Raw genomic sequence first — 26909 nt, 5'->3', positions numbered from 1 at the left:
GTCCTGCGTTGGATTCGAACCAACGGCCCCCTCATTAAAAGTGAGATGCTCTACCGACTGAGCTAGCAAGACATTTGCTTAGAAAAGAATTGAGATTATACAAAAAACATTATTACATGTCAAGAAAAGGATGTTTAAAATTTGTTTTTAGTTAACATTGTTGCATGGTTAGGTTGGTTTGGCATCAATAAGTTTTCAAAATAAAACATATTATAAAGCCCACTTGCAAGATATGCAGACACCAAATGGATGAATATTGAATTTATTTAATAAAATTTATTTACATTTAAGTATCTTGTCCTTTAGCCTCATGTGAGCAGCTATTGCTATACGATAGATGATGCGTGATTCGTGGTAAAAATTGCGAATAATATGGATCAACGATATTGATTATACATATGGCTAAATAAGTTATTTTGAACTAATAAATTGATGCTATAGAGTTATTTAAAGACAGCATATATTTGAGATATCTACCTAAATAAATTCTAATTGCCTCGTGCAAGTTAAACCAAAATTATAAGATAGTACTTGAAAATACTTTAAACTGCAGTCAATAAATAAAAATCTATAAGAACATAAATCTAGGATATTTAAGATTAGGATTAAACCCCATTAATAGGGGTTTAGTAAATTAAATAATTATAGTCCATCAAAAGGATTTGAAACTACATCTTTGCGATCTACTATGTAAGGTATAATAGCTGCATGACGAGCTCTTTTGATCGCTTTTTCTACCATTTCTTGATGTCTTTTTGATGTGCCAGTTAAACGCCTTGGCATTATTTTAAATCTCTCTGATAAACAATACTTTAAAAGAGAAGTATCTTTATAATCTATAAAATCAATTTTTGCTTCTGTAAATTTGCAATATTTACGTGAATATTTTCTTTTTTCTGCCATTTTCTATCCTTTAAATTAAAACGGTATTTCGTTGTCGCCATCAAAATTATCGGCGTCAATGTTTATATCAGGGATTTTCTCCTCATAGTACTCTTCTTGAACTTTTTTATTTTGTGGTTGCATTTGCTGTCTTTGTGGTGCTGAATTTTGATATCCACCATTACCATAGCTATTATTTGAACCATTATTTCGTTGTTGCGAGTATGAACTATTTTGATTAAATCCACCTTGACTTTGTCCATTAGCTCCGCTATTTCCGCCAAGCATCTCCATATTTTCAACTACGATTGAGTGCTTTGAACGGTTTTGTCCATTGTTGTCGGTCCATTGATCAAATTTTAATCTTCCTTCAACCAGAAGTTTGGAGCCTTTGCTTAAATATTGATTTGCTATCTCAGCTGATTTGCCAAAGAATGATATGTCAATAAAGCATGTCTCTTCACGTTTTTCGCCGTTAGTATTAAATTTTCTAGTAACAGCAATACCGGAATTTCCTATAGCAGATCCACTAGTAGTGTATCTTAGCTCGATATCTCTTGTTAAATTCCCAACTAGTACTACTTTATTGAACATTTTTTATCCTTGATTATTCTTCTGTAAAAGTTTGCTCGTCTACTTTTTCAACTCTTGGCTCACGCGGTGCTCTTGGCTCACGAGGCTCTTTTTTTATAGTTTGTTTGATACCTTTGCAAAGTCTTTCCCAAGCTGCGATTTCGCGTTTATTTTCATATTTAACGCTTAAAAATCTTATTATATCTTCAGTGATCCTTACATTTCTTGTAAGTTCTGCAAGAAGCGCTGGTAGTGCTTTGTAATAGATAACAAAGTATGTTCCACGCTCGTATTTTTTGATGGTATAAGCTAGTTTTCTAGTACCCATCTCAACGACAGTAGCGATCTCGCCACCATTTTTTGTTATAACTTCTTTTACGAAGTCAACTTTAGCTTTAACTTCCTCTTCCGTTAATGTCGGCTTAAGAATAAATAAAAGCTCGTAATGTTTCATTTCTTCTCCTTATGGATATTTAGCTCACTTTGTGAGCAAGGATTTTGCTTTAAGCAAGGGTGGATTTTAGCTTAAAGTTACTTAATATTTGCTGTTGATATGAGATATTGTAAATTTAAAATAGTTGATAATACAAAAATTTCTTTATCCATTTTTGTGTTTGTTTTTAGCTCTAGCTCGGCTAAATTTAGCGTTTTAAATATCTCTAAGTAGGCGTTTAAATTTAGTTTTAAGCTATTTGTTTTTAATAAATTTGCAACATTTACAGGCGGTTGATAACCAATCGCCTCATCTAAATTTAAGCGACCATTTATCTTTATATAAGAGTAAATTTTAAATAGCCTAAAAAATGCTTTGTAAAGCGAGTTTAGAAGTAAAATTTCATTAAAATTTGGATCTTCTAGATAGGTAAAAAAGTCGTTTTTTATATCTTTTAGAGCCATAAATTTATTGAAAAAGTCATCAAAATTTATCCCACCAAGTCCAAAAACCAGCCTTTTTACATCATCTTGTTCGATGTGTGTGTTTAGGTTCTTTAACTTTGTTAGCTCACTTGCTGCAAGGTATAAATTTTCATTATGCGTAAAATAAAGCTCATAAAGTGCATTTTTAGTTATGTTTAGGCCTATTTTGGCTGAGTTTTTGGCTAGTAAATTTATCGCTTCATCTGGAGTTGATGGCTTAAAAAATCTCGCAAAATTTGTCCCAAAAGCCTTTTGTGTATCAAAAACTAGTTTCATATCGGCCTCATAAAGCTCAAACAAAAAGTAGTTGTCTTGACTTTTTGAGCAAAGCAAGATGAGCTCCTTTAGCTCTTTTGCTGGGATCTTTTTGTCGCTTTTTACATAGAGGATATTTTTGCCGCCAAAAAGTGACTGCTCGCCTAGGTGAGAGTTTGCTTGCGCGTAGTTGTACTCGTCAAAATAAAGGCTTAATAAATTTGCATCTTCGCTTGAGTAAAAGCTCAAAATTTCCTTACCAAAAAGTTCGATCTGAAACTCATCTGCTCCAAAAAGCAAGAAGTAGTTGCTTAAATTTGCATTTGCTAAATTTAGCTCCAAATCTTTTCTATACATCGATCTTTCTTACCACTTTTGCAAAAATTTTAGCACTTGCGATGTCGGCCTCTGTGATCTTTACGACAAGCTTTTGAAGTAAATTTGCGCTGTATCCTGTTATAAAAATCCTAGCTCCGACAAAATAATCATCAAGCTTAGCAACTAAGACATTTTGGTTTTCGCTCACATAGCAGCGCACCTCTTTGCCGATGTTTGCGGCTGCCCAGCGTGCAAATTTTCTATCCATAAAGTCGTAGGCTACCTTGTCGGCCTCTCTTTCAAGCTCGCTTAAATTTGCGCAGGTGCTTTGGATGTTTAAAAGCAAAAAGTTGTAAAGCTTGTCATCTTTTGAAATTTTAGCCTTTAAAAGCCTATGTAAAATAAGGTCGGAATAGCGTCTAATAGGACTTGTAAAGTGCGTATATCTGTCAAATCCAAGCCCAAAGTGGCCTAAATTTTCACTTGAGTACTCAGCTTTTTTTTGAGACTTGATGATGAGCTTATCTATCTCTTCGCGGTTGCCAAGTTCATCGGCTTTTAGCTGTATCTTTCTTATCAAATTTGCAAGGTCGCTCTCATAGGTAAAGTCAAGTCCCAGAAGTTGCAAGTCTTCAAGCAATGTGTCTATCTTTTTAAAATCAGGCGAAGCGTGGTTTCTAAAAACGCCCTTTGTGATGAGCTTTGCAGCAGCTTTGTTTGCTAAAAGCATGCAGTCCTCAACAAGTCTATGGGAGTCGGAGTCACTCTCAAACCTAGTTTGTAAAATTTGACCCTCTTCATCAAGGCTCATTCTAAGCTCTTTTGTCCTAAAGTCAAATGCGTGCAAAAGCCTTTTTTTGCGAAGCTTTGTGGTGAGTTTAAAAAGTGGCTTGATCCATGAAATTTCACACTCTCTTTTGCCTTCTAAAATTTCATCGATCTCGTCGTAGTTAAAGCGCCTTTTTGAAAGGATGATCGTCTCAAAAAGCTCCTCTTTTTTTACCTCATTATTCGCATCAAGTGAAATTTTAAAACAAAATGCAAGGCGCGGTACATTTGGCTTTAGCGAGCAAATATTTTCACTAAGCGCGCGCGGCAACATCGGCACTGAGATGTGCGGAAAGTATATAGAAAAGCCTCTTTTTTTAGCTTCACTATCAATGGCGCTATATGCGGTCACATACTCGCTCACATCAGCGATTGCGACGTAAATTTCTCGCTTTTTCTCATCGAAATATATGGCATCGTCAAAGTCTTTAGCATCGACTGGATCGATCGTACAAAACTCTAAATTTCTTAGATCAACCCTGTTTGGATACATGCTAGCATCGACTTCGTCGCCAAAAGCCTTTGCCTCAAGCTCACAAGCCTCGCTAAATTTATCGTTTTTATTATAAATGGCAAGCGAAATTTTCTCATCGCTTAGTGGATCTTCTAAATTTCCTAAAACCTCGACTATTTCGTTATTTAGGTTGTTTACCTTAAGTAGCGTCCCAAGTGCGAGCATCTTTAGGCTTTTTTGCGTCGCTTTTAAGGTCGTGCTTAGTCCAGTTTTTAAATTTACACCTAAAATGGCCGCTCCAAAGCGTTTTGTATAGACCACACTTGTCTCATTTGCAAGCTTTAGGCTCATTACTATTTTAGCACTTTGGCGTTTTTTCTTAAGTGGCAAAAGCTTTGCTAACACAATGTCGCCAAGGTGAGAGTTGTTTAAATTTTTATTTTCTACGATGATGTCTTGCTTGAAGCGCTTGTCAAATGGCATGATAAAGCCAGTTGCGTTTTGGCTGATGTCTAGCTTGCCACAGACGTAGCCGTTATTTAGATAAAATTTATCTTTATAGGAGCTTACGGCACCAAGATTTAAGAGATTTCGTAAAATCTCTTTATCTTCGTTTGAAACTTCTTTTTCCTTGATGCCAACTAGTAGTGAGGTTAGAAATTCTTTCACAAATTATCTTTGACTTTAGCGACAGCCATTAAAAACGTATCATGTCCAAAGCCGTATTCGTCAAGAAGAGGTAGAGTATTTTGTATGCTTATATCATCAAGTTGATTAAAGATATTTACAGCCGTTTTTATCACTTTTAGGGCTTTTGCATAGTCTTTTATATGATCTGGTGCCTCTTCTGGATTATTTGAATAGAGTATTGAGCTGCTAAGCTCTGTCTCAAGGTTCCATTGTTCAAAAATTTTAGCTGTAACTTCTTCATTTGACATATCTAAAATTTCTGTTTCAAATAGGGCAAGATCGATTGGGCTAGATATATTTTTAAGTTTTTCTCTAAATTCGATGTCTTGCTTATTTTCAGCTAATTCATGAGCGAGAACTATCTTGCCAATCTCAAGCATAAATGAAGCTGGAGAGAGAATTTCTAGACTTTTAGGATTAACTTTAGAATGCCAATTGTACATCAGTGCATTTTGTATTATCGAGATATTTAAAAAATCTTGTGTAGTAATGCCATAAGGCTCTAAATTTATAGAAAAGCTCTTTTTAATCGTACTTGAAAGTGCAAAACCTCGAATAGTAGCCATACCAAAAAGAGAAATAGCTCTTGCGATGGTTGTGATCTCTTGAGAAAACCCATAAAGTGGAGAGTTTGCTGAACGCAAGATATTTGCTGTTAGCATCGGATCCTTTTCGACCACTTTTGTAAGATCGCTTATTGAGCTATTTTCGTCCGCATGTAAGCGCTGAATTTGTATAACTGTGTCATCTAATGGTGGAAGTGCTTTGATTTTTTTAAAAACTGATTCATTCATTGAGTTATCTCTTTTTTTGAAATTTCAGCGTATTTTATCAAAATAAATTATCATAAAACTTAAAAAGAGTTTCCATATATTTCAGCCGAATTTTTGCTGGCTAAAGTTATAATTTTGCCAAATTTTAATAATAGGAGTAACAATGGCTATAAATGTTTATTATGATAAAGACTGCGATTTAAGCCTTATTCAAAGTAAAAAAGTAGCAATCATCGGCTTTGGCTCACAAGGTCATGCACATGCTGAAAATTTAAGAGATAACGGTGTAAGCGTTGTGATTGGCCTTTCAAAAGGTGGCAAAAGCTGGGCAAAAGCTGAGGCAAAAGGCTTTGAAGTAAAAACCGTAAGCGAAGCTACAAAAGGCGCTGATGTGGTTATGATTTTAACTCCAGATGAGCTTCAAGCAGAAATTTATAAAAATGAGATCGAGCCAAATTTAAAAGATCATGCTGCTATCGCATTTGGACATGGTTTTAATGTTCATTTTGGTCAAATCAAAGCTCCAGCAAATATAGATGTCATCATGATCGCTCCAAAAGCTCCAGGACACACAGTTAGAAGCGAATTTGTAAGAGGTGGTGGCATACCTGATCTTATCGCTGTTGAGCAAAATGCAAGTGGAAAGGCAAAAGAGATCGCTCTAAGCTATGCTTGCGGTATAGGTGGCGGTAGAACTGGCATCATTGAGACAACATTTAAAGATGAAACTGAAACAGATTTGTTTGGTGAACAAGCAGTACTTTGTGGTGGTTTATGTGCATTAGTAAATGCTGGCTTTGATACGCTTGTAGAGGCTGGCTATGAGCCTGAGATGGCGTATTTTGAGTGCTTGCACGAGTTAAAATTAATTGTTGATTTGATGTATCAAGGTGGCATGGCCGATATGCGTTACTCTATCTCAAATACCGCTGAATACGGTGATTACGTAAGCGGCGTAAGGGTAGTTGGCGAAGAGAGCAGAAAAGCTATGAAAGAAGTTTTAAAAGAGATTCAAAACGGTAAATTTGCAAAAGACTTCATCCTAGAGAGAAAAGCAGGATATGTTAGAATGAACGCTGAACGCGGTATAGCTGAGAGAAGTTTGCTAAATCAAACTGGCAAAAAACTTCGCGCAATGATGCCTTGGATAACTAACGGCAAACTTATAGATCAAAATAAAAACTAAGCCTTGAGCGAAAAAAAGACTACAAAGAAGCGACCCACAAAAAATAGTGCAGGTCGCTCTCACAATAAAACCTATCTTGGTATCGGCATTATCGCAGCTATTTTGATAATAGCACTTAGCGTAGCCCTTAGTATAAAAAATAATGGTGCAGAACAGATAAGCAAAGCAAATGAGCCAAAGATAGAGAAGCAAATTTCTAAAAAAGCTGAGCCAAAGGTTGCCAGTAAAGAGAAAAAACAAGAATACGAAAAGAGAAAATACCCTCTAAAATTTGATGAAGATGAAAATTTAAGTAAAATTTTTACCGATCCTAAGCATAAAAGTGAGCTTGCTTTAAATTCAAAAGTTGAGCCAAAAGAGCAAAAAAAGATAGCTGAAGTAAAGAGTGAAGCCAAAAAAGAAGAGATAAAAAAAGAGCAAAACGATACTAAAAATTTACTTGCAAGTTATAAAAATACAGAGCCTAGTGTAATAGAAAATGAACAAAAGATAGAGCCATTTTATAGCTCAAAAGTCGAACAAAAAACTGAGTTAAAACCTCAAAATTTTGAAGCAAAAGTCGATCAAAATAAAAGTACTGAAATAGAAAAAAAAGAGAAAATTAAAAGCGAGAACATAAAAGTCGAGCCAGCTAAAAAAACTGAAAATTTAACTACCAAAAAGATAGAAAAAACAAAATACGAAGAAAAAAATATACAAAAAGATAGCTTTGAAGCGGTACCTTTTACGCCAAGCGCTAGCATAAAAGGACGTGCAAAGCTCGTCATCATAATAGACGATGTGGCGACATTTGAACATGCGAGTATGATAAAATCGCTTGGCCTAAAAATCACGCCGTCTATTTTTCCAGCGACAAAGACTCATCCAGATACGCCAAATATCGCAAGAACATTTGAGTTTTATATGATACATCTTCCGATGCAAGCAAAACACTTTGATAGCCCAGAGATAGGCACTCTCACGATCAATGAGAGCTTTGAGAGCATGCACGAAAAGATAAAAAAGATACGCAAAGACTTCCCACGTGCAAAATATACAAACAACCATACAGGATCGCGCTTTACAAGCGATTTTGACGCTATGGATAAGGCTTATAGGGCGCTGATAGAGCAGGGCTTTGTCTTTGTTGATAGTAAAACTATCGCTCAAACCGCAGTAGCAAGAGCTGCAAAAAAACATAATCAGCCATACATTTCAAGAGATATATTTTTAGACGACGATCCATCGGCTAGTGCTGTTAGGCGTGAGCTTGTGGCTGCTGTAAATTTGGCTAAAAAAAGAGGCTATGCGATCGCCATTGGACATCCAAAGAAAAATACGATCTCGGTTATAAAAGAGAGTAAAAATAATCTTTTAAAAGATGTTGATGTGGTTTATTTAAAAGATATTTTATGAGACTTGACTTTATTCCAGAGCCGTTAAATAGACTAAAAAATCCACCAAAACAGCTAAATTTTATCGGAGATACTTCGATTTTATCCTTACCAAAGATCGCAGTTGTTGGCTCAAGAAAGGCAAGTGTTTATACAAAAGAGTGCGTCACAGCACTTTGCGCAGCACTAAAAAGTGCAAACGTCTGTGTGGTAAGTGGTGGAGCAATCGGCGTTGATATCGCAGCTCATAAAGCTGCTATGCCACGAACAATTGGCATTTTTGCAAGCGGACTTGACACCATCTATCCAAGCCAAAATAAAGTGGCGATAAATGAAATTTACACCAAAGCCTTGGCACTTAGTGAGTATGATGAAGGTGAGCCGCCACTTGCTTATAGATTTTTGGAGCGAAACCGCATAGTTGTGGGGCTTTGTGAAGCTCTAGTTGTCGCGCAAGCTGATCTTAAAAGTGGCTCTATGCAAAGTGCGAGGCTTGCAAATGAGCTTAAAATTCCAGTGTATGTACTGCCACAGCGCATGGGCGAAAGCGATGGGACAAATTTTTTGCTTGCAAATAAAAAAGCCGAGCTTATTGATGACTATCATAAATTTGCTTCACTTTTTGGCGAGATTAAAGAGCAAGAAAAAACTAGTGATGAGATCTTAAAATTTTGTAAAAATGGCGTAAGTCTTGATGAAGTTTTAGCAAAATTTGGCGATATCATCTATGAGTACGAGCTTGAAGGGCTAGTTGAAATTTCAAATCTAAGAGTAAAGAGCGTGCTATGAGAGAGAAATTTATGGCTATTGATGTTGGGCTAAAGCGAATAGGACTTGCCTTTGGTTTTGGCGAGATCGTGACTCCGCTTGAGCCAGTGCTTAGAAAAAATAGAAATCAAGCCGCAAAAGATGTGAGCCAAAAGGTAAATGAATATGCCCCAGATACGCTAGTAGTGGGTGTGCCAATCGGCGGTAGTAGCGAAGATGAGATGAGAAGACGCATCGAGCATTTTGTCTCACTTCTTGATGTAAAGGCAAATATTGTCTATCAAGATGAGGCCTTTAGCAGTAGCGAAGCTAGTGAAATTTATACCAATACAAGGCGAGATGGTAGGCTAGATAGCATTTCAGCCACTATTATTTTAAAAAGATATCTTAGGATAAATTAAAATCATAAGGTAAAAATTGGTCTATTTCTCAAGAGAATTTTTAAAAGCTAGCTGAAAGCTATCTGTGCTAAAAGGCTGCTTTAATACTGTGATATGATTTGGCAGATCATTGGCCGACTCATCGCTTTTACAAATGGCTACAATACGAAAATTTTTAATATTTTTAAACTCAAGTATATCTTCTAGCATCGCTTCATTTTTTAAAATTTTACTATCGATAAAAATAACAAATGGGGTAAAAATAGAATCTTTTATATGTCTCATTAGATTGCTAAGGTCGTTTTTGCCGATAACTTTTAGACCTAAAAAATTTATCTGAGCACTAATGGTGTCAAACAAAGCATCGTCATCGCAAGCGATCAAGATATTTGTATTTGTTTGATTTTTGATATTTATTTGTCTTTGGATGGCTCTATCGCCTGTTAGTACCGCACTAAAAGATATTAAAAATTCTCCATCATTGTGAGAGATCATAGATTCATTTGCTTTTTTTAGATAGTTGTTTATCTTGCTGAGATAGTAGTGGCTTGGCCTCATTACGCTATGGCTAGATTTTATCTTAATATCAAAATGTACAGATTTGGGACTATAATTTTTAAGTTGAAAGAGAATGTAAATATCTGCATATTCGGTAGAGTAAAGAAAAAATTTGCAAATATTTTCAAGTGTTTTTATGAGATTTGTAGCATCAAATTTTAAAAACCTTGGATAACTTGGGTCGTAGCTAAAAATGATGGAATTCTTAGTATCTTGCGCATCTTGGTATATGGCGCTAAGAAAAATTTCCATTCTGTTTATGATATCGATAGGCTTATCTTTCATATTATCAACATCCCGTCGCCGTATGAGTAAAATCTATACTTTTCATCAACTGCCGTTTTATAAATCCTCATCGTCTCTTCAAGCCCTATAAAGCTGGTAACTAGCATTATTAGAGTTGATTTTGGTAGATGAAAATTTGTAAGAAGGTAGTTTTGCCTGATAGGCTTATTATTTAGGTTTAAAAATAACTTGCAAAAGCCGCTTGCTTGCTTACTTCTTGCAAATTCTTCAACGCAGCGAGTAACTGTCGTACCAACGCCAAGGATAGGCCTATCTGAGCTGATGATCTCGCGTGCTTGCTCGCTTAGCTCATAAAACTCGGAGTGCATTTTATGATCATTTATATTTTGACACTCAACACCTTTAAAGGTCCCGGCACCTACGTGAAGCGTGATATAGGCAACCTTGTGTTTTGCACTTATTTGCTCTAGCATCTGTTTGCTAAAGTGTAAGCTTGCAGTAGGGGCAGCTACCGCGCCAATGTTTTTGGCAAATATGCTCTGGTACCAGCTCTCATCATCCTTTGTATCGGCTCTTTTTATATACGGAGGAAGTGGAACGTGACCGATCTTTTCTAACTCACTAAAAAGACGCGCCGTATCTAAAATAACACCATTTTTGGTGAAATTTACCACCCTTGTGCCATCGTCATTTAGCTCAAGCACATTTACTTTTAGATTATCAGGAAAATTTAAAACGCTACCAGTGCTTACTTTGCCTCTTATATAGACGCTAAATTTATTTTCGCCTATGGGCTGATTTAGCATTACTTCGCAAGCCCCTCCGCTTTCTTTTTGTCCTAAAATACGAGCTTTGATAACTTTTGTGTTATTAAAAATGACCGCTGCGTCCTCTGGGATGAGGTTGGCTAGATCTTTAAATTTGTAGTGTTTTATCTCTTTTGTATTTTTAAAATAGACAAGCAATCTTGCCTCTTCTTTTGGCAAAACTGGCTCTTTTGCGATGAGCTCTTCCGGCAAAAAATAATCATAACTTGAGACGTCGTTTATATTACTCATCGCTTGCTACGTCGCTGTCTTGTTCTTCTTTTTCGTCTTCATCGTCGCTCTTGTTAGCTCTTTTAGCGACGATTATTGAAATTCCATAAAGTCCGATAAGTGGCAGTGCCATTAAGACTTGGCTTATCACATCAGGTGGTGTAACGATGGCTGCAAAGATAAAGATAATAACAACAGCGTATCTGAAGTAATCTTTTAGCATTTTATCATCGACAAGTCCGATCTTTGCTAAAAAAAATGTAATGACTGGTAGCTCAAATGAAATTCCAAAGCCAATTAGTAGTTTTGCAAAAAAGCCAACATACTCGCCAATGCTTGGTAGTGCCGTAAAGAGCTGGCCACCAAAATTTACCAAAAATGCAAAGCCAAGTGGAATCACCACGTAATAACAAAATGCCGCTCCACACGCAAACATAAATGAAGCTGAGATGACAAATGGGATCACATATTTTTTTTCATTATCATAAAGTCCAGGAGCGACAAATAGCCAAAACTGCCAAAAAATGATAGGTAGCGCGATCACGACACCAGCAAAAAATGCAACCTTCATCGCTGTAAAAAATGGCTCTTGAATTTGAGTGAATATGATATTTGAGCCAGCTGGCAAGACTTGTTTTAGCGGTTCGCTCATCCATGCAAGCAATGGATTCCAAAACGTAAAGCAGATGCCAAAACAGATAAAAACGCTTACTATGCTTATAAAAAGTCTCTTTCTAAGTTCGATTAAATGGGGTCTTAGCTCTTCAAACATTACGCCTCTTTTTTATCGTTTAAGATCGCATCTTTAACTAAATTTGTTGGATTTTGTATATTTTCTACCGTTTTTTTCGTGTCGCTTACGACGTTTTGTATACTTTCAGTGACGTCGCTTGCGCTTTTCTTGATCTCGTCAAGCTCTTCAAAAGTAAGCTTTTTGCGCACACTTTGCGTACTTTTAGTTATGCTTTCTTTATATTTTTGGGCATCTTCTTTTAGCTCAGCTATCTTCATTTCTTGATCAAATGTTGATTTTGCGTCATTTATGCCTTTTTTAAACATTTTTAGAAATTTTGCAATCTGAACCATCGCGCTTGGCAGCTTGTCAGGACCTAAAACTAACACTGCAATAATGGCGATAACTAAGATTTCAGAAAAACTCATTCCAAACATTTTTGCCTCTATTAAATTTTATTTAAGCTTTGTATTTTATCTTGACTTTGCTCAAAATTTTATAAATTCACCCTTCGATAAAGAGTGCAATTTCGTCGCTTAATAAGAAATTTGGATTATAAAATTTACCGTTTTTAAGATCAAGTTTTTTATTTTCCACAAGCAAATTTGCTCTGTTTAGTTGTGACTTATTTAAGCGAGTAGCATCTACTCCGACTATGCTTCTAAGCCCTAAAAATATATGCTCTCTTACTAACTCACTTTGGCTTAAAATTTCTTTTTCTCTATGCGTTGGCTGCGTGATGTAGGCATCTATGTTATTCTTGACGTAGTATCTGGTGCCATCCACAAAGCCCACGCTAAAAGCTCCCACGCCAAGGTAGTTTTTGCCTTGCCAGTAGCCAAGATTGTGCTTGCAAATTTGACCAAAATTTGAAATTTCATACTGTTTAAAGCCAGCAAGCCCAATTTGTTCTATCATAAATTTAGCTAGGCTGTCGCTATCCTTTTTGTAGCTTTTTTTGCCAGCAAATGGGGTGTTTTCTTCAAGTGTGAGCGAGTATGCGCTAAGGTGAGTGATATTAAGATCTTTTAAATTTGCCACTTCAGCTAAAAGACGTTTTTTGGTATCAAATTTAGTGTCGTAAATGAGGTCTAAATTTATGTTGTTAAAGTCAGCTTTTCCAGCATTTTCTACAGCTTTAAAAATTTGCTCCCTACTGTGAATGCGACCAAGAAATTTAAGCTTATCTTCAAAAAAACTTTGAGCACCAAAGCTTATGCGATTTGCACCTAAATTTTTTACATGCTTTAGCCAAGCAAGGCTTGCTGAGTTTGGGTTTGCTTCAAGTGTGATCTCAGTTGTTGGAGTGCAAAGAGGCGCTAAAATGCTAAAAATTTCATCATAAAATTTAGCATTTACCGCACTTGGTGTGCCGCCACCAAAAAAGATAGTAGAAATTTCTTTTACATTTTGGCTTTTTAGCTGAAAATTTAGATCAAGGCAAAGTGCCTTAAAATAGGCGCTGACCTTGTTAAATTCGTCATCGCTTGAGCCAAAAGCACAGTAAGGACATTTGCTTTCACAAAATGGCACGTGGATATAAACTTGCAAATTTCTCTCTTTTTAAAATTTTGGCGATTATAAGAAATTTGGTATTTATAGCAGTTTAAAAGTAGCTTTTGGTCTTTAAGAGTTTGCTTGGCAAAAAGCCAAAATTTATCTTAAAAATTTTTGCAAAATGTGCAGTATTTGCGTAGCCTACGATATTTGCGGCTTCTTTTATGCTGATATCATTTTGCTCTAAAAGAGTAAAAGCTAGCTTTAGACGCTCTTTTGCTAAGAGCTGATAGATCGTATCTTTGAAAAATAGCTTAAAATTTTTCTTTAGCCAAAAGTCATTTGTGCCACAAAGATGAGCTAGCTCTTTGATGCTTGGAGGATTTTGCATACGACTTAGCAAGATCATTTTAGCCTTTAAAAGAGTTTTTTCTTCATCGCTGCTAAGTGAAATTTCGCTCTCTTTTTGTATTTTACTTTTATAAATAAGCTCTAAAATTTTTGACTCGGTAAAGATTTCCCTCATCGCGCCTTCATATAAATTTGTCGTCTCAAGCTCATTTAAAACGCAAATTTGAGCTAAATCTTTTTTGTATTTTAATAGCTCAAATTTATCATCAAATCTAAGTCCAGCAAATATCTCAAGCTTATTTGCATAGCTTTCGTCAAAAAGTAGTGTTTTAGTCTTATAAAATTTATTTTGATACTCAAAGACACCTTTAAAATCGTCATTAACAAGCCCAATGCAAAATTCATCTTTGTTTAAGATATACTCTTTTTTATCAAGTTTAAAGCAAAGATCGTTTTTATCCTCATTAAACATTAAAAATAGATATTTTTTAGACTTGTGACGATCTCTTTTTATCCTACCATTACATAAAATTTCACTTTTTAGATAGCTGATGCCACTACTTTGCTTGAAAAACTCCACGCTTACTTGTTTTTCCTTTTGAGATATCTTGCTCGTTCCATATTTTTTGTCTAAATTTATCATTTTATCCCTCAAGCGTTAAATTTAATCCTTTTAGCGTTACGTATGATATTGATAACGATTATTTAATTTTAGTAAAATGTGCATTAAATTTTTATAAGGAGTTTTTGTGAAAAGTGCATTAAAATTTTCTATTTGTGCGGCAATTTTTATAAATTTACCGCTTTTTGCAAATGAAGATAAAGTTCTACCAGAAGTTAAAGTAGTGAGTGCGACAGGATTTGAGCAAAATATCAAAGACGCACCAGCAACGCTTAGTATTATAACCAAAGAGGCATTAGAAAAGAAAAATCACAAAGATATCGAGAGCATGACCAAAGATATCCCAAGTCTTTTTGGGACAAGTCCCGCAGCGGCAAATAGACGAGGAATTTCTATACGTGGATTCTCTCCAAGATTTACTAAAATTTTAGTAAATGGCATGCCAGTACCAGGCGATAACGCCTATAAAGGACTTAGAAGTGTTGGAGGCTCATATAGTTTCGTCCCACCAGCAAGTGCGATAAGCCGTATTGAAGTGATACGTGGACCTATGAGCTCGCTTTATGGAAGCGATGCACTAGGCGGAGTTATAAATATCATTACAGATGAGTTTAGTAATGAATTTGGTGCAAATCTTGGCTCAAGCTATAAATTTGCAAGAAATAAAAATATAAGTGGCGAGCTTTACAATAGCCTTTATTTGCACTCTGGGCTAATAGATGATGTTTTAAGTATTTCTGTTTATGGTAAAAATTTAAATAAATCAGAAGATAAAATTTCTTATGCAAATAGAGAGCAAAAGGATAGAAATTTTGGTGCAAAACTATTTTTTAAGCCAAATGAAAATAATGATCTTATACTTGAGCTTGCAAGAAGCGATGTGAAATATAAAAGAACTAAAGGCAAAACACTATCAACTGGTACTAACTCGGTTGCTAGCGAGAGAATAGAGGGAGATATGATAAATTTAAGTCACGAAGCAAGGATTGATAATATCTTGCTTCAAAGCTATTTATCTTATGGCAAGATAAAAGAGACAGCTCAACAAAATTTGACGTTAAAGACTCTAAATTTTGATACAAAAGGCTCATATTTTACTGATAATAATGCTTTTACATTAGGACTAAACGCTAAAAAAGAAAAGCTTGACGAAAAGGCTACCACAGCAGATGCGGCAAATGTAAAAAGGTATGATGTTTCACTTTACGGCGAAGATGATTATCATCTTACAAAAGATTTTATCTTAAGTACTGGTATTCGTTATAACTACGATGAACACTATGGCTCGCACGTTTCACCAAGAATTTATGGCATCTATAGCTTAAACGACTTTTTCGCCTTAAAGGGTGGAGTTAGCACAGGTTATGCGACACCTGATATCAAGCAACGCACACAAGATCTTGCGTTGCCATTTGCTGGAGGACGCGGAGCACAGCTTGGTAGAAGCAGCCTTAAGCCAGAGACAAGCGTAAGTTATGAATTTGGTGGCGTTTATAATAATAATGAAGGTTTTGAAACGTCTTTAACTGGCTTTTACACAAGTTTTAAAGATATGTTAAGCTATAACCCTATCTGCTCAAGAGGCAGCGTTTGTATGCATAAAGGTAAAATTTATCCAAATGGTATTTGGGAGAGTATAAATATCGGCAAGGCTGAAATTTACGGAGTTGAGCTAACAAATGAGTGGCAGGTGACAAATGCTCTTAGACTAAATCAAAGCTATGTTTATACAAAATCAAAACAAAAAGATGGACCAGAAGCTGGTAAAACCTTAAACAACTATCCGCTTCATACATTTAAATTTGGAGCGAACTACGAGCTAAATAGATGGCTAAATTTCTGGTCACAGATAAATTACTATGGTAGAACTAAAAACTCTTTTAACTATGCTAATGATATGAGAGCTTACGTTATCGCAGATCTTGGCATAAACTACAATGTAACTAAAAATTTCAGCCTAAACCTAAGCGTTTATAATCTCTTTAACGAGTTTTTTACGACAAGATCAAACAGATATGATATCTTAATAGCTGATGGGCAAAAGATCGAGCTTGGCTTTAATTTGAAGTTTTAAAATGTTTAAAATTTGGCGGAAATTTCACTTAATTTTAGCTCTTATATTTGCTTTGCCACTTTTGATAATCTCAATTAGTGGAGCAATTATTTCGTATCACGATGAGATAATTGAGGCTTTTAGCAAAGATGAGATAGACATAGCAACTAATAAAAGTGCTTTAAAAATAGATGAAATTTTAAAGGTCTTTAGTAAGACTTGGCCAAATTTTAACCTTAGTTATATAAAGATAAAAGGCGAGGCAAATAGAGCTTATGTGGTAAGTGGCACAAGCGAGAGTGGCGAGTTTAAGTCATTCTTTGTAGATCCTTATACGGGCGAGGTAGTCTCTGAAAACAGTGTGGAAAAATTTATAGGGCTAGCTTTAAATTTACATAAAAATCTAGGACTAGCTCTATTTAAAAATGAAAATTTATCTAAATTTGCAAGTGAGCTAGTGGCAATTTCGACGCTTGCACTACTTGTGATTTTAATAACTGGAGCGTTTATACAATTTTGGAGATTTAGAAGCAAATTTATTAGCGCCTTTAAGCTAAATCTAAAGGCAAAGAAATTTACATTTTTATATTCCTTGCATGGATTTTTAGGGCTTTATTTGGGAGCCATTTTGCTTATTATCTGTGTTAGCGGTCTATACTTTTCTTATGAGAGCTTTGCTAAGGTTATAAATCAAATTTGTGGCGAAGAGAAGGTATTTAAAAAGCCAAATTTTACTAGCAAAAATGGCTTTAGTCTAAGTGATGAGCAAAAGGTAGAAAATCTTCAAAAAGCTTATGAAATTTTTACTTTAAAATTTGGAAATGAGTTTGACGCTTTAAATTTTATTCTCAATAAAGATGGCGTAAAATTTATGATCTTTTACTTGCCAAAAGGTGCTAGTGAGAGTGATGGCGTTAGGCTTATAGTCGATACGGCAAGTGGAGAAATTTTAAAAAATACCATGCCAAAATCTTTTGAAATTTATAAATTTATGCTTGATTTGCACGCTGGATATACATTCGGAGAGGCTGGAAAATTTATCTTTTTTATGGCTTCTTTTGGAGTGGGCGTGCTACTTTTTAGTGGCTGTGTGATTTACTACAAACGGCGTAAAAAGTAGTCTTATTTATCTATCTCTTAACTCTTTTTAGTTATTATCCCAAATAAAATTTTTGGAAAAATCATGCAAAAAAAATACAGACCAAATGTGGCAGCTGTTATTTTGTCTAGCTTGTATCCATTTAAATGTGAAATTTTAGTCGCAAAAAGGGTGGATATGGATGATATTTGGCAGTTTCCTCAAGGCGGAATAGACGAAGGTGAGAGTCCAAAGCAGGCTTTAAAAAGGGAGCTTAAAGAAGAGATCGGAACTGATAAAATCGATATCTTAGATGAGTATCCGCAGTGGCTAAGCTACGACTTTCCAGCAAACGCGGCAAAGAAATTTTATCCATTTGATGGACAGACGCAAAAATATTTTTTGGTTAGACTTAAAAATGGTGCCAGCATAAATTTAAAGACAGAGCATCCAGAGTTTAGCGAGTATAAATTTGTAGATTTTGGTAGAAGTTTAGAAGGCATAAATCACTTTAAAAAGCCTATTTATGAAAAGGTTTTGAGTTATTTTAAAGAGAAAGGATATTTTTGATGTTGATCGTTCAAAAATTTGGCGGAACTAGCGTAGGAACACTTGAACGCATCGAAGCTGTGGCAAATAGAGTCATTGAGACAAAAAATAGCGGTGCAGACGTAGTTGTGGTAGTTTCTGCGATGAGCGGAGTTACAAATCAATTGGTTGAATATAGTGAGTATTTTTCAAAACATCCAGATGGCGTCGCCACTGATATGCTTTTAAGCTCTGGAGAGCAAGTAACGACCGCGCTTTTAACGATCGCACTTAATGCAAAAGGCTATGCGTGTGTAGGTATGACAGGTGCGATGGCAGGCATTATTACTGATGATATTCATACAAAAGCAAGGATCGAAAGGATAGAGACTGATAGGCTAAAAGCCGAGCTAAAAGCTGGCAAAATCGTAGTTGTGGCTGGCTTTCAAGGTATAGATGAAAAAGGTAATATCACAACCCTTGGTAGAGGCGGTAGTGACCTTAGTGCAGTTGCATTAGCAGGGGCGCTTGATGCTGATCTATGCGAAATTTTTACCGATGTTGATGGCGTTTATACGACTGATCCAAGGATAGAAAAAAAGGCAAAAAAACTTGAGAAAATAAGCTATGATGAGATGCTTGAGCTCGCTTCTGCTGGCGCAAAGGTACTACAAAATCGCTCAGTCGAGCTAGCAAAAAAACTAAATGTAAAACTCATTACAAGAAGTAGTTTTAATCACAACGAAGGTACATTAATAGCAAAGGAAGATGACAATATGGAAGCAGTTTTAGTAAGCGGAATAGCACTAGATAAAAATCAAGCAAGAGTAACACTAAGGGGCGTAGTTGATAAGCCTGGCATTGCAGCAGAAATTTTTACAGCTTTAGCTCATGAAAATATAAACGTAGATATGATAATCCAAAACGTAGGACATGACGGAACTACAAATTTAGGCTTTACAGTGCCACAAAATGAGCTTGAGCTAGCAAAAGAGACTATGCAAAAGCTCTCAGCTGCAAAACATATAGAATTTGATGACGCTATCGTGAAAGTTTCAGTGATTGGAGTTGGCATGAAGAGCCATAGCGGTGTAGCATGTTTAGCATTTGAAACGCTTGCAAAAGAGGGTATAAATATCCAAATGATCTCAACAAGCGAGATAAAAATTTCAATGATCGTTGATCAAAAATATGGCGAGCTAGCAGTTCGCGTACTTCATGATGCCTATAAGCTAGATAAATAATGCAAGATTTTATTCAGTGGACACTAAAGGCTATTAGGGACGAAGGTCCTTTGATGAGCTGGATGGAGGAAAGGCGTGTCGAATGGACGCCTTTGCTCGCATCTAGGCTTAAATTTTTACTTGAAGGAAGGGCTTTTATAACTATAAGCGATGAAGAGCGAAGATGGTTTGAAATTTATCTTTTAAAAAAGATGAACCATTCAAAAAGTATCAGACCGTTTTTGCCATTTTTTAGCCTAAGATCGCTTTATCCATCACTTGATGAGATAGAGACAAATGAGCAAAAGCAGCTTCTAAAAGATATGCTAAGTCTTGCTTTCCCAAACGGATACTTGTTTTTTTATATTGGAAAGAGCCTTGATAAATATGCGAATTTAGCTAAAAGCGATGAGGATAGTTATATGTGGCTATTTGACGAGCAGGCACAAAATAGCTTTACTCTTAGCTCAAGCGATGAAAATTTAGACATTAAACTAATAAGTCTTTGCAAAATTTTTGATAAAAGCATCGATGCGGCGCTCTTTGCAAAGGTGATACTCTAAATGCTTAATAAAATCGTCGTTACAAGCGATTTTGAAAATTTAAAAGCTAAGCTTGAAAGCGAGTTTGGCATAAATAATTTAAGATTTTTTATAAGCGATGATTTTTTGCTAGAAAATGCAAAGGAGGTCATCGCAGAAGCATACATTGCTGAAAAAGATGAAAAAATTTTAGTAATACATGCTAATTCTTTTAGGACAGAAGCTCAAAATGCACTTTTAAAGATCATAGAAGAGCCTCCAAGAAATATCAAATTTATAATAGCAACGCAGAGTAAAAATTTACTTCTACCAACGATTAGATCAAGAATGCTCATAGAAAATAATCTCACCAAAAAGCCAAAAATAACCCTTGATCTAAATTTAAAATCGCTTAGCCTAAAAGAGCTAACAAGCTTTATCGATCAAAAGATCGCAGACGAACAAGCTCAGAAATTTGGCAAAAACGAGTTAAAAGAGCTTGTTAGTGTTATCGTGACAAAGGCGGTTGATAGCGGGTATAAATTTAGTGGCGATGAGATGGATTATTTTTTCTCAATTATTAAGCTAGCTGATCTAAACGCCAAGTCTCACGCCGTGCTAACGCCACTGCTGCTTACTATATTTCAAAAAGGACGACGTTGAAATTTTATAAGATAAATAATAAAAGTGACTTTGATGAAATTTGTAAAGCCATCTCGCCAAGCCCTGCTGGTGCGAAGCTCATGCATAAAAAGAGCGAGATAAATTTTATATTTATAGATGAGATAAAAACTCCAGCGGCAAATATTCTAAAGCAAGATGCTCTAAGCGTTGGAGCTGAGCTTGTGACGCATAAAGATACGATTTTGGGTAAGCAGAGCCTAAGTAAAGCCTTGTTAATGGCGACAGATGCGCAGCTTAGGCAGCTAGCTAAAAAAGAGAAGTTGCAAGACTTTGGACTTAAAAATTTAGCAGCCTTTTTAGAGACAAAATTTATAAAGCCGACAAAGCCTCTTATAATGGGCGTTGCAAATATAAATACAGATAGTTTTAACGAGCAAAGCCGCATAAATACGCAAAATGGCATAGCAAAGATTGAAAGTATGATAGGAGCAGGTGCTGACTACATTGACCTTGGTGGCGTTAGCTCAAGGCCAGGGAGCGAGTATTGCGGCCGCGAGGAGGAGTTTAGGCGCATAAAAGATATCATTGAAGAAATTTATAGGCTAAATTTACATGAAAAAGCGAAATTTAGTCTTGATAGCTTTGATGAGTATTGCTTAGAATTTGCTCTAAATCACGGCTTTAAAATGATAAATGACATCACGGCAAACGCCTCACTTGCCACGCTTGCGGCGCGATATGACGCTGAGTTTTGCATGATGCATATGCAAGGCGATCCAGCCACCATGCAGGTTGCGCCAAAATATAATGACTTAATCGGCGAGATAGCAGACTTTTTTGAGCAAAAGATAGCCCTAGCAAATGAGCTTGGCACCAAAAAACTAGTGCTTGATGTGGGTATTGGCTTTGGTAAGACGGCCGAACAAAATTTATTGCTTATCAAGCATTTGGAGCATTTTTTAAAATTTGGCTGCCCATTACTAGTTGGTGCTAGCCGCAAATCAGTCATAAATCACTACTACAAAAGCGAGGTCAAAGAGCGCTTACCAGGCTCACTTTACCTGCATCTAAAGGCCTTTGAAAACGGCGCTCAGATCATTAGGACGCACGATGTGGCCGAGCACAAACAGCTTTTTGATATGCATGAGGCGATGAGCCAAGCCACGCTTTGGTAGGACGAGGCTAAATTTTGATAAAAGAGGCCAGATGAGAAATTTACTTCCGCCACTTTGGATTAAATTTCCAAGTATGGATCCATTTTCCATCGGCTGGAGGATGGGCGCTGGCGAGGATTATAAGTTTAAATTTAATGACTGGCTAAAAATACTGAGCCAAGATAAGCAGTGTCAATATCAGCAGCTTTTTCCTGAGCCTGCGACCTGGCGTGGATACTGGGATGAAAGTCTAGGCTCTGATGAGAGCACGCTTTTTATCAACGATGATTTTGCTATCGACCTTTGGGAGTGCGAGCCTAGATATGGGTTGAAGTGGCTTAAAAAGCGCTACAACGCTGGCAAGTCGGATAAATTTATTCTATTTTGGGGTCATCAAAAGAGTGCAGGCATAAGTGCAAGTTGCCTTAGTCAGTGGTACGCCTCTAGTTTTTGGCAAGATGAAACTAGATACCTTTGCGCTGAGCAATATATGATGGCTAAAAAGGCTGAATGCTTTGGTGATAAAGAGGCTTTGGAGGAAATTTTATCCGCTAAAGATCCAGCGCAGATGAAGGCACTTGGCAGGCAGGTGCGAGGCTTTGACGCTAAGGTCTGGGATGAGATCAAATTTGGCGTAGTACTAAATGCGAGCTATCTAAAATTTAGCCAAAATGCCCCTTTGCGAGACTTTCTGCTCCAAACTGGTAGTAAAGTTTTGGTTGAGGCAAGCCCAGTTGATAAAATTTGGGGCATAGGTTTGGCTGCAAGCGATGAAAATGCGCAAAATCCTACAAAGTGGCGAGGGCAAAATTTACTTGGCTTTGCGCTGATGAGGGCGAGGGACGAGATAGCAAAGGTCTATAAAAATGTCCATTTATGTGACGCGAGAGAGCTAAATTTAGATCATTTATAAAGTATGTTTAAGATAAAATGCGGTGTAAATTTGGAGCAAAAATGACAAAACAAGAGTATGAAAAAGCGGTAGAGACGCTAAATGCGTGGGTAAAGGCCTACTACGACGAGGATGAGCCACTTGCAAGTGACGAGGAGTATGACGCGCTATATCACGCTGTGCTTGATTATGAGCAGACAAATCCAAGCGAAATTTCTATCTTTTCACCTACAAAACGCGTGGGCGGCACCGTAAAAGAGGGCTTTAGCAAGGCTAATCACATCAAACGAATGTGGAGTATGGAAGATATTTTTGATCTAGGTGAGCTTGATGCGTGGCTAAAGCGTGGTGATAAAGAGAACTTAACCTTTGTTGCTGAGCCAAAATTTGATGGAGCGAGCTTAAATTTGCTTTATGAAAACGGCGTTTTGGTTAGGGCGATAACTAGGGGTGATGGCGTTACTGGCGAGGATGTGACGCAAAATGCAAAGACGATAAATTCTGTTTTAAAGAGCATTAGCTACAAAGGACTTATCGAAATTCGAGGCGAAGTCGTCATAAGAAAAGAGGATTTTGAGTTGCTAAACGCAGAGCGCGCAAAAAATGGCGAGGCGCCACTTTCAAACCCTAGAAATGCAGCCGCAGGCAGTCTAAGACAGCTTGATAGTGCGGTGACTGCTAAAAGAAAGCTGCTTTTCATACCTTGGGGCGTGGGCGAGCATGCTCTTGGGCTTAAAGATCATAGTGAGGTAATGAAATTTGTGCGTGATCTTGGCTTTGAAAGAGATGATTTTTTTAAAATTTTAACAAAAGACGAGCTTGAGGCTGCATACAACGAGCTTTTAGCGAATCGTGACTCAAAGAGCGTGATGATGGATGGTATGGTGATACGTGTAAACGATCTCACACGCTGCGAAGAGCTGGGCTATACTGTTAAATTTCCAAAATTTATGGTGGCGTTTAAATTTCCAGCTATTGAAAAGGTGACTAGGCTAAAAGACGTCGCGCTTCAAGTTGGCAGAAGTGGCGTAGTAACGCCTGTTGGTGTGCTTGATGAGGTAAATATCGATGGCGCAAATGTGAAATCCGCCACGCTTCATAACTTTGATGAAATAGAGCGCCTTGGTGTTATGAAAAACGACTATATAGGCATCATCCGCTCAGGAGACGTCATACCAAAGATCACAAAGGTTTTTAAAGATAGGCGAGATGGCAGCGAAGAGGCGATAGATAGGCCAAAATTTTGTCCAGTTTGTGGCTCGCACCTACTTGATGAAGGGGTCTTTGTAAAGTGTCAAAATTTAAGCTGCAGGGCAAGAGTGGTTGGCTCAATAATTCACTACGCATCGAAAAAATGCCTAAACATAGACGGCCTTGGCGACGCGATCGTAAATTTGCTATTTGACAAGGGGCTGATCTCTTGCATAAAAGACATCTACGGTCTTAAATTTGATGATCTCATGGCGCTTGAGGGTTTTAAAGAGAAAAAGGTAAATAACCTTTTAAATGCTATCGAAGCCAGTAAAGGTGCGGAGCTTTCGCGCTTCATCACGGGGCTTGGCTGCGAGCACATCGGCGAAGTGGCGGCTAAAAAGCTCGCAAGTAGCTTTGGACATGGCTGGCTTGATGCTAGTTTTGAAGAGCTAACCTCGCTTGAAGGCTTTGGCGTGGAGATGGCAAATAGTTTAATCGACTTTACCGAGGTAAATAGGGACGAAATTTTAGCTCTAAGCCAGATCGTGCAGCCAAGCGTGACGCAGGTGCAGAGCATCTCAAATGCGCTAAGTGGCAAGACGGTCGTGATAACTGGCACGCTAAGTCGCCCAAGAGATGAGATAAAGGCGGAGCTTGAGAGCTTTGGCGCAAAGGTTTCTGGTTCAGTTTCTAAAAAAACGGACTTTGTCTTAGCTGGCGAGGAGGCTGGCAGTAAGCTAGAAAAAGCAAATGAGCTAGGCGTGCTGGTGATCGATGAGAGCGAATATGAGAGGCTAAAACTTGAGGTTTGATAACTACGTCGCAAGCGTTTTAAACATCAGTAGAAACAAGGCGAGCGAGCTTATAAAATCTGGCAAGGTACTAGCAGACGGCGTGATTTGCACCAAGGTTTCAAGCGAAGTTATCGAGGCTAAAATTTCGCTGCTTGATGAAATTTACGTTGGGCGAGGCGCGCTTAAGCTAAAAAGTTTTTTAGGGGCGATGAAATTTGACCTAGCTGGCAAAAACGCACTTGATATAGGCAGCTCAACAGGTGGCTTTATGCAAATTTTACTTGAAAGCGGCGTAAAGAGCGTGACTGGCGTCGATGTGGGCACTAATCAGCTTGACGATAGTTTAAGAAGCGATGAGCGAGTAAAAATTTATGAAAAGACCGATATCAGAGAGTTTGCTAAGCAAGAGCAAGGCAAATTTGATCTAATAGCATGCGATGTTAGCTTTATCTCTTTAGCTGAAATTTTACCAGCTATAGGCGAGCTAGCAAGTGCAAATTCGCTCATTATCACGCTCTTTAAGCCACAATTTGAGGTCGGACTTGGTGTAAAACGAAATAAAAAAGGTGTCGTCACTGATATGAAAGCTATAAATTTAGCAATGAAGAAGTTTGAAGTGATGGCTGCAAATTTAAAATTTGAGATGATAACTTGCAAAGAGTGCGAAGTAAAAGGGAAAGAGGGAAATGCCGAATTTTTCTACGCTTTTAACAAAAGATAATATCACTGCCGTTGCGATCGGGCATTTTGACGGTGTGCATAGAGGGCATAAACAGCTTTTAAAGCAGCTAGGCGAGTTTGGCGGACTTGTCGTAATCGATAAAAATAAGGCCAACATCACGCCAAAGCTAAAACGAGCCGAGTACTCAAACTATCCTTGCTTTTTGTATGATTTTGACGCTATAAAAGGGCTTAGCGGCGAAGAATTTATCACACTTTTAAAGAGGGATTTTAAAAATTTAAAAAAGATCGTTGTTGGCTTTGATTTTAGATTTGGCAGAGATAGAGCGTGGGACAAGCACGATTTGAAAAGAATTTTTGATGGAGAGGTGGTCATTGTTGATGAGGTTTGCTACGATGGTATGGGCGTGCATAGCTCAGCTATTAGGGAGCTGATACGTCAGGGCAACATTGAAGAGGCAAACAGACTAATAGGCAGGGAGTACTCGATCGAGGGCAACGTGATAAAAGGGCAGGGTATCGGTGCAAAGGAGCTAGTTGCAACGCTAAATTTAGAGATCAAAAGCTATCTTTTACCGCGCGAGGGCGTCTATGCGACAAGAACTAGGATGGGCTCATACACCTATGGCTCGGTCACTTTTATAGGCAACAGACTTAGTACAGATGGAAATTTTAGTGTCGAGACGCACATCTTAGACGAGATCGCGCCAAAAGTAACGAAGCACGTTGCCGTTTGCTTCATAAAACGCCTAAGAGATAATAAAAAATTTAATAATCTTAGCGAGCTAAAAGAGCAGATAAAGCGTGATATAAACGAGGCTAGACAGTGCGTTGGCGTGTGCGATCTCTTTTTTGGAGAGACGATGAGATATTTTGATGGATACGGAGCTGGCATATGAGAGATGAAATTTTTAAAGAGCCTATAAGCAAGCAGTTTGAGTTTGACGATTTTGTGGCGAGCGTTTTTGATGATATGATCTCGCGCTCGGTGCCGTTTTATGATGTGAGTTCAAATTTAAACGCAAAGCTGCTAGCTAAAATTTTGCCAAAAGATGCAAGTGTATGCGACCTTGGCTGCTCGACGGCAAATAGCCTGCTTTTGCTAAACAACCTTAGAAACGACCTCGTGCTGAGTGGCGTGGATAACTCTGAAGCTATGCTAGCAAATGCCAAAAATAAGGCAAAGGCATATGGAGCAAAGATAAAATTTTTGCTTGATGATATTTTAAAGTGTGAGCTAGCGGGCTTTGATGCAGTTTTGGCAAACTATACTTTGCAGTTTATAAGACCACCAAAAAGGGCCGATCTAGTGCAAAAAATTTATAACGGACTAAATGAAAATGGAGTTTTTTTGTTTAGTGAAAAGATCATTTTTGAAGATAAAAAGCTTACTAAAAGCGTCATAGAAATTTATGAAGACTACAAGCAGGCGCAAGGCTACTCACGCTATGAGATCGCCCAAAAAAGAGAGGCACTTGAAAATGTGCTGGTGCCATACACTGAAGAAGAAAATAGAAGCTTAGCCATAAATGCTGGCTTTAAGCGAGTCGAGAGCACATTTAAGTGGGGAAATTTCATGAGCTTTTTGGCGTTTAAATAAATTTAAAAATATCTGCTTTTGTGTTTAATATAAAATTTAACTACAAACAGTGAAGTTAAAATTTAGATTTTTTGGCTTCGCAATGTCAAAATTTTTGGATTATGAAATTTGGTAGTAAAGAAATT

General features: G+C 37.2%; 28 protein-coding genes. 16 read left to right on the top strand and 12 right to left on the bottom strand.

Features of this window, described 5'->3' with window-relative positions:
- Positions 1-642: 642 nt before the first annotated feature.
- The 6 genes from rpsR to CVT18_RS08555 all read right to left on the bottom strand — a co-directional run bounded on the left by rpsR (position 643) and on the right by CVT18_RS08555 (position 5712).
- Entirely contained in the window at positions 643-903 is a 261-nt protein-coding gene (rpsR, locus tag CVT18_RS08580; RefSeq protein ID WP_021091467.1) for a 30S ribosomal protein S18, read from the bottom strand.
- A 15-nt stretch (positions 904-918) separates the two neighbouring features.
- Positions 919-1476 carry a single-stranded DNA-binding protein gene (locus tag CVT18_RS08575; protein ID WP_103589590.1) on the bottom strand — a complete coding sequence of 186 codons (558 nt, stop codon included), beginning with the start codon at positions 1474-1476 and terminating at the stop codon, positions 919-921.
- 13 nt (positions 1477-1489) lie between these two features.
- Positions 1490-1909: a 30S ribosomal protein S6 gene (rpsF, locus tag CVT18_RS08570; RefSeq protein WP_103628808.1), complete on the bottom strand. Its 420-nt coding sequence runs from the start codon at positions 1907-1909 to the stop codon at positions 1490-1492.
- Positions 1910-1986: 77 nt separating this feature from the next.
- Positions 1987-2985, bottom strand: a complete 999-nt coding sequence (locus tag CVT18_RS08565) for a DNA polymerase III subunit delta (protein ID WP_103628807.1) — start codon at positions 2983-2985, stop codon at positions 1987-1989.
- Positions 2978-4897: an RNB domain-containing ribonuclease gene (locus CVT18_RS08560; protein WP_103628806.1), complete on the bottom strand. Its 1920-nt coding sequence runs from the start codon at positions 4895-4897 to the stop codon at positions 2978-2980. The genes CVT18_RS08565 and CVT18_RS08560 overlap by 8 nt, the downstream gene beginning before the upstream one ends.
- A complete protein-coding gene (locus CVT18_RS08555; protein WP_103628805.1) occupies positions 4894-5712 on the bottom strand; it encodes an HDOD domain-containing protein in 819 nt (272 codons plus the stop codon). Before CVT18_RS08555 ends, CVT18_RS08560 begins: the two co-directional genes overlap by 4 nt.
- 142 nt (positions 5713-5854) lie before the next feature.
- Between CVT18_RS08555 and ilvC the strand changes: the two genes are divergently transcribed.
- From ilvC to ruvX, 4 genes are read left to right on the top strand one after another with little or no spacing between them, the layout of a single operon-like run.
- A complete protein-coding gene (gene ilvC / locus CVT18_RS08550) occupies positions 5855-6877 on the top strand; it encodes a ketol-acid reductoisomerase (RefSeq protein ID WP_054196937.1) in 1023 nt (340 codons plus the stop codon).
- A gap of 3 nt (positions 6878-6880) precedes the next feature.
- Positions 6881-8272, top strand: a complete 1392-nt coding sequence (locus tag CVT18_RS08545) for a divergent polysaccharide deacetylase family protein (protein ID WP_103628804.1) — start codon at positions 6881-6883, stop codon at positions 8270-8272.
- Positions 8269-9039, top strand: a complete 771-nt coding sequence (locus CVT18_RS08540; RefSeq protein WP_103628803.1) for a DNA-processing protein DprA — start codon at positions 8269-8271, stop codon at positions 9037-9039. The genes CVT18_RS08545 and CVT18_RS08540 overlap by 4 nt, the downstream gene beginning before the upstream one ends.
- A complete protein-coding gene (ruvX, locus tag CVT18_RS08535; protein ID WP_085658238.1) occupies positions 9036-9419 on the top strand; it encodes a Holliday junction resolvase RuvX in 384 nt (127 codons plus the stop codon). Before CVT18_RS08540 ends, ruvX begins: the two co-directional genes overlap by 4 nt.
- A gap of 21 nt (positions 9420-9440) precedes the next feature.
- Here ruvX and CVT18_RS08530 read toward each other — a convergent pair whose 3' ends face one another.
- The 6 genes from CVT18_RS08530 to CVT18_RS08500 all read right to left on the bottom strand — a co-directional run bounded on the left by CVT18_RS08530 (position 9441) and on the right by CVT18_RS08500 (position 14463).
- Positions 9441-10241, bottom strand: coding sequence for a hypothetical protein (locus CVT18_RS08530; protein WP_103628802.1), 801 nt, complete (start codon positions 10239-10241; stop codon positions 9441-9443).
- Positions 10238-11260 (bottom strand): tRNA preQ1(34) S-adenosylmethionine ribosyltransferase-isomerase QueA, encoded by a 1023-nt coding sequence (gene queA, locus CVT18_RS08525; RefSeq protein ID WP_103628801.1) that lies wholly within the window; start codon positions 11258-11260, stop codon positions 10238-10240. Before queA ends, CVT18_RS08530 begins: the two co-directional genes overlap by 4 nt.
- Positions 11253-12011, bottom strand: a complete 759-nt coding sequence (gene tatC, locus CVT18_RS08520; RefSeq protein ID WP_103628800.1) for a twin-arginine translocase subunit TatC — start codon at positions 12009-12011, stop codon at positions 11253-11255. Before tatC ends, queA begins: the two co-directional genes overlap by 8 nt.
- Complete coding sequence (gene tatB / locus CVT18_RS08515; RefSeq protein WP_021091442.1) at positions 12011-12409, bottom strand: Sec-independent protein translocase protein TatB; 399 nt, start codon at positions 12407-12409, stop codon at positions 12011-12013. Before tatB ends, tatC begins: the two co-directional genes overlap by 1 nt.
- A gap of 67 nt (positions 12410-12476) precedes the next feature.
- Positions 12477-13523 carry a radical SAM family heme chaperone HemW gene (hemW, locus tag CVT18_RS08505; RefSeq protein WP_103628799.1) on the bottom strand — a complete coding sequence of 349 codons (1047 nt, stop codon included), beginning with the start codon at positions 13521-13523 and terminating at the stop codon, positions 12477-12479.
- A gap of 55 nt (positions 13524-13578) precedes the next feature.
- Complete coding sequence (locus CVT18_RS08500; protein WP_107824447.1) at positions 13579-14463, bottom strand: helix-turn-helix domain-containing protein; 885 nt, start codon at positions 14461-14463, stop codon at positions 13579-13581.
- A 106-nt stretch (positions 14464-14569) separates the two neighbouring features.
- Between CVT18_RS08500 and CVT18_RS08495 the strand changes: the two genes are divergently transcribed.
- From CVT18_RS08495 to cmoA, 12 genes are all read left to right on the top strand, one after another.
- Positions 14570-16516, top strand: a complete 1947-nt coding sequence (locus CVT18_RS08495) for a TonB-dependent receptor domain-containing protein (RefSeq protein WP_103628797.1) — start codon at positions 14570-14572, stop codon at positions 16514-16516.
- A 1-nt stretch (position 16517) separates the two neighbouring features.
- On the top strand, positions 16518-17615 hold the full coding sequence (locus CVT18_RS08490) for a PepSY-associated TM helix domain-containing protein (RefSeq protein WP_103628796.1): 1098 nt from the start codon (positions 16518-16520) through the stop codon (positions 17613-17615).
- A 63-nt stretch (positions 17616-17678) separates the two neighbouring features.
- On the top strand, positions 17679-18143 hold the full coding sequence (locus tag CVT18_RS08485) for an RNA pyrophosphohydrolase (protein WP_021091471.1): 465 nt from the start codon (positions 17679-17681) through the stop codon (positions 18141-18143).
- Positions 18143-19345, top strand: coding sequence for an aspartate kinase (locus CVT18_RS08480; protein WP_103628795.1), 1203 nt, complete (start codon positions 18143-18145; stop codon positions 19343-19345). Before CVT18_RS08485 ends, CVT18_RS08480 begins: the two co-directional genes overlap by 1 nt.
- Positions 19345-19887, top strand: coding sequence for a HobA family DNA replication regulator (locus CVT18_RS08475; protein ID WP_054196924.1), 543 nt, complete (start codon positions 19345-19347; stop codon positions 19885-19887). The genes CVT18_RS08480 and CVT18_RS08475 overlap by 1 nt, the downstream gene beginning before the upstream one ends.
- The gene (locus CVT18_RS08470) at positions 19888-20508 is read left to right on the top strand and encodes a DNA polymerase III subunit delta' (protein ID WP_103628794.1); all 621 of its coding nucleotides are present in this window, start codon (positions 19888-19890) and stop codon (positions 20506-20508) included. It abuts the gene before it with no gap.
- Positions 20505-21644: a dihydropteroate synthase gene (folP, locus tag CVT18_RS08465; RefSeq protein ID WP_103628793.1), complete on the top strand. Its 1140-nt coding sequence runs from the start codon at positions 20505-20507 to the stop codon at positions 21642-21644. Before CVT18_RS08470 ends, folP begins: the two co-directional genes overlap by 4 nt.
- Positions 21645-21675: 31 nt before the next feature.
- Positions 21676-22536 carry an NADAR family protein gene (locus CVT18_RS08460; protein WP_103628792.1) on the top strand — a complete coding sequence of 287 codons (861 nt, stop codon included), beginning with the start codon at positions 21676-21678 and terminating at the stop codon, positions 22534-22536.
- Positions 22537-22577: 41 nt separating this feature from the next.
- Positions 22578-24521 (top strand): NAD-dependent DNA ligase LigA, encoded by a 1944-nt coding sequence (gene ligA / locus CVT18_RS08455; protein WP_107824446.1) that lies wholly within the window; start codon positions 22578-22580, stop codon positions 24519-24521.
- Complete coding sequence (locus CVT18_RS08450; RefSeq protein ID WP_103628790.1) at positions 24511-25224, top strand: TlyA family RNA methyltransferase; 714 nt, start codon at positions 24511-24513, stop codon at positions 25222-25224. The genes ligA and CVT18_RS08450 overlap by 11 nt, the downstream gene beginning before the upstream one ends.
- Positions 25190-26083: a bifunctional riboflavin kinase/FAD synthetase gene (locus CVT18_RS08445; RefSeq protein WP_103628789.1), complete on the top strand. Its 894-nt coding sequence runs from the start codon at positions 25190-25192 to the stop codon at positions 26081-26083. The genes CVT18_RS08450 and CVT18_RS08445 overlap by 35 nt, the downstream gene beginning before the upstream one ends.
- Positions 26080-26784 (top strand): carboxy-S-adenosyl-L-methionine synthase CmoA, encoded by a 705-nt coding sequence (gene cmoA, locus CVT18_RS08440; protein WP_103628788.1) that lies wholly within the window; start codon positions 26080-26082, stop codon positions 26782-26784. Before CVT18_RS08445 ends, cmoA begins: the two co-directional genes overlap by 4 nt.
- Positions 26785-26909: the final 125 nt, after the last annotated feature.

Source organism: Campylobacter concisus, from assembly GCF_003048405.1.
Taxonomy (GTDB): Bacteria; Campylobacterota; Campylobacteria; order Campylobacterales; family Campylobacteraceae; genus Campylobacter_A; species Campylobacter_A concisus_Q.
The sequence above is the reverse complement of the archived record's forward strand: the minus strand, read 5'-3'. Positions and strand labels throughout refer to the sequence as shown.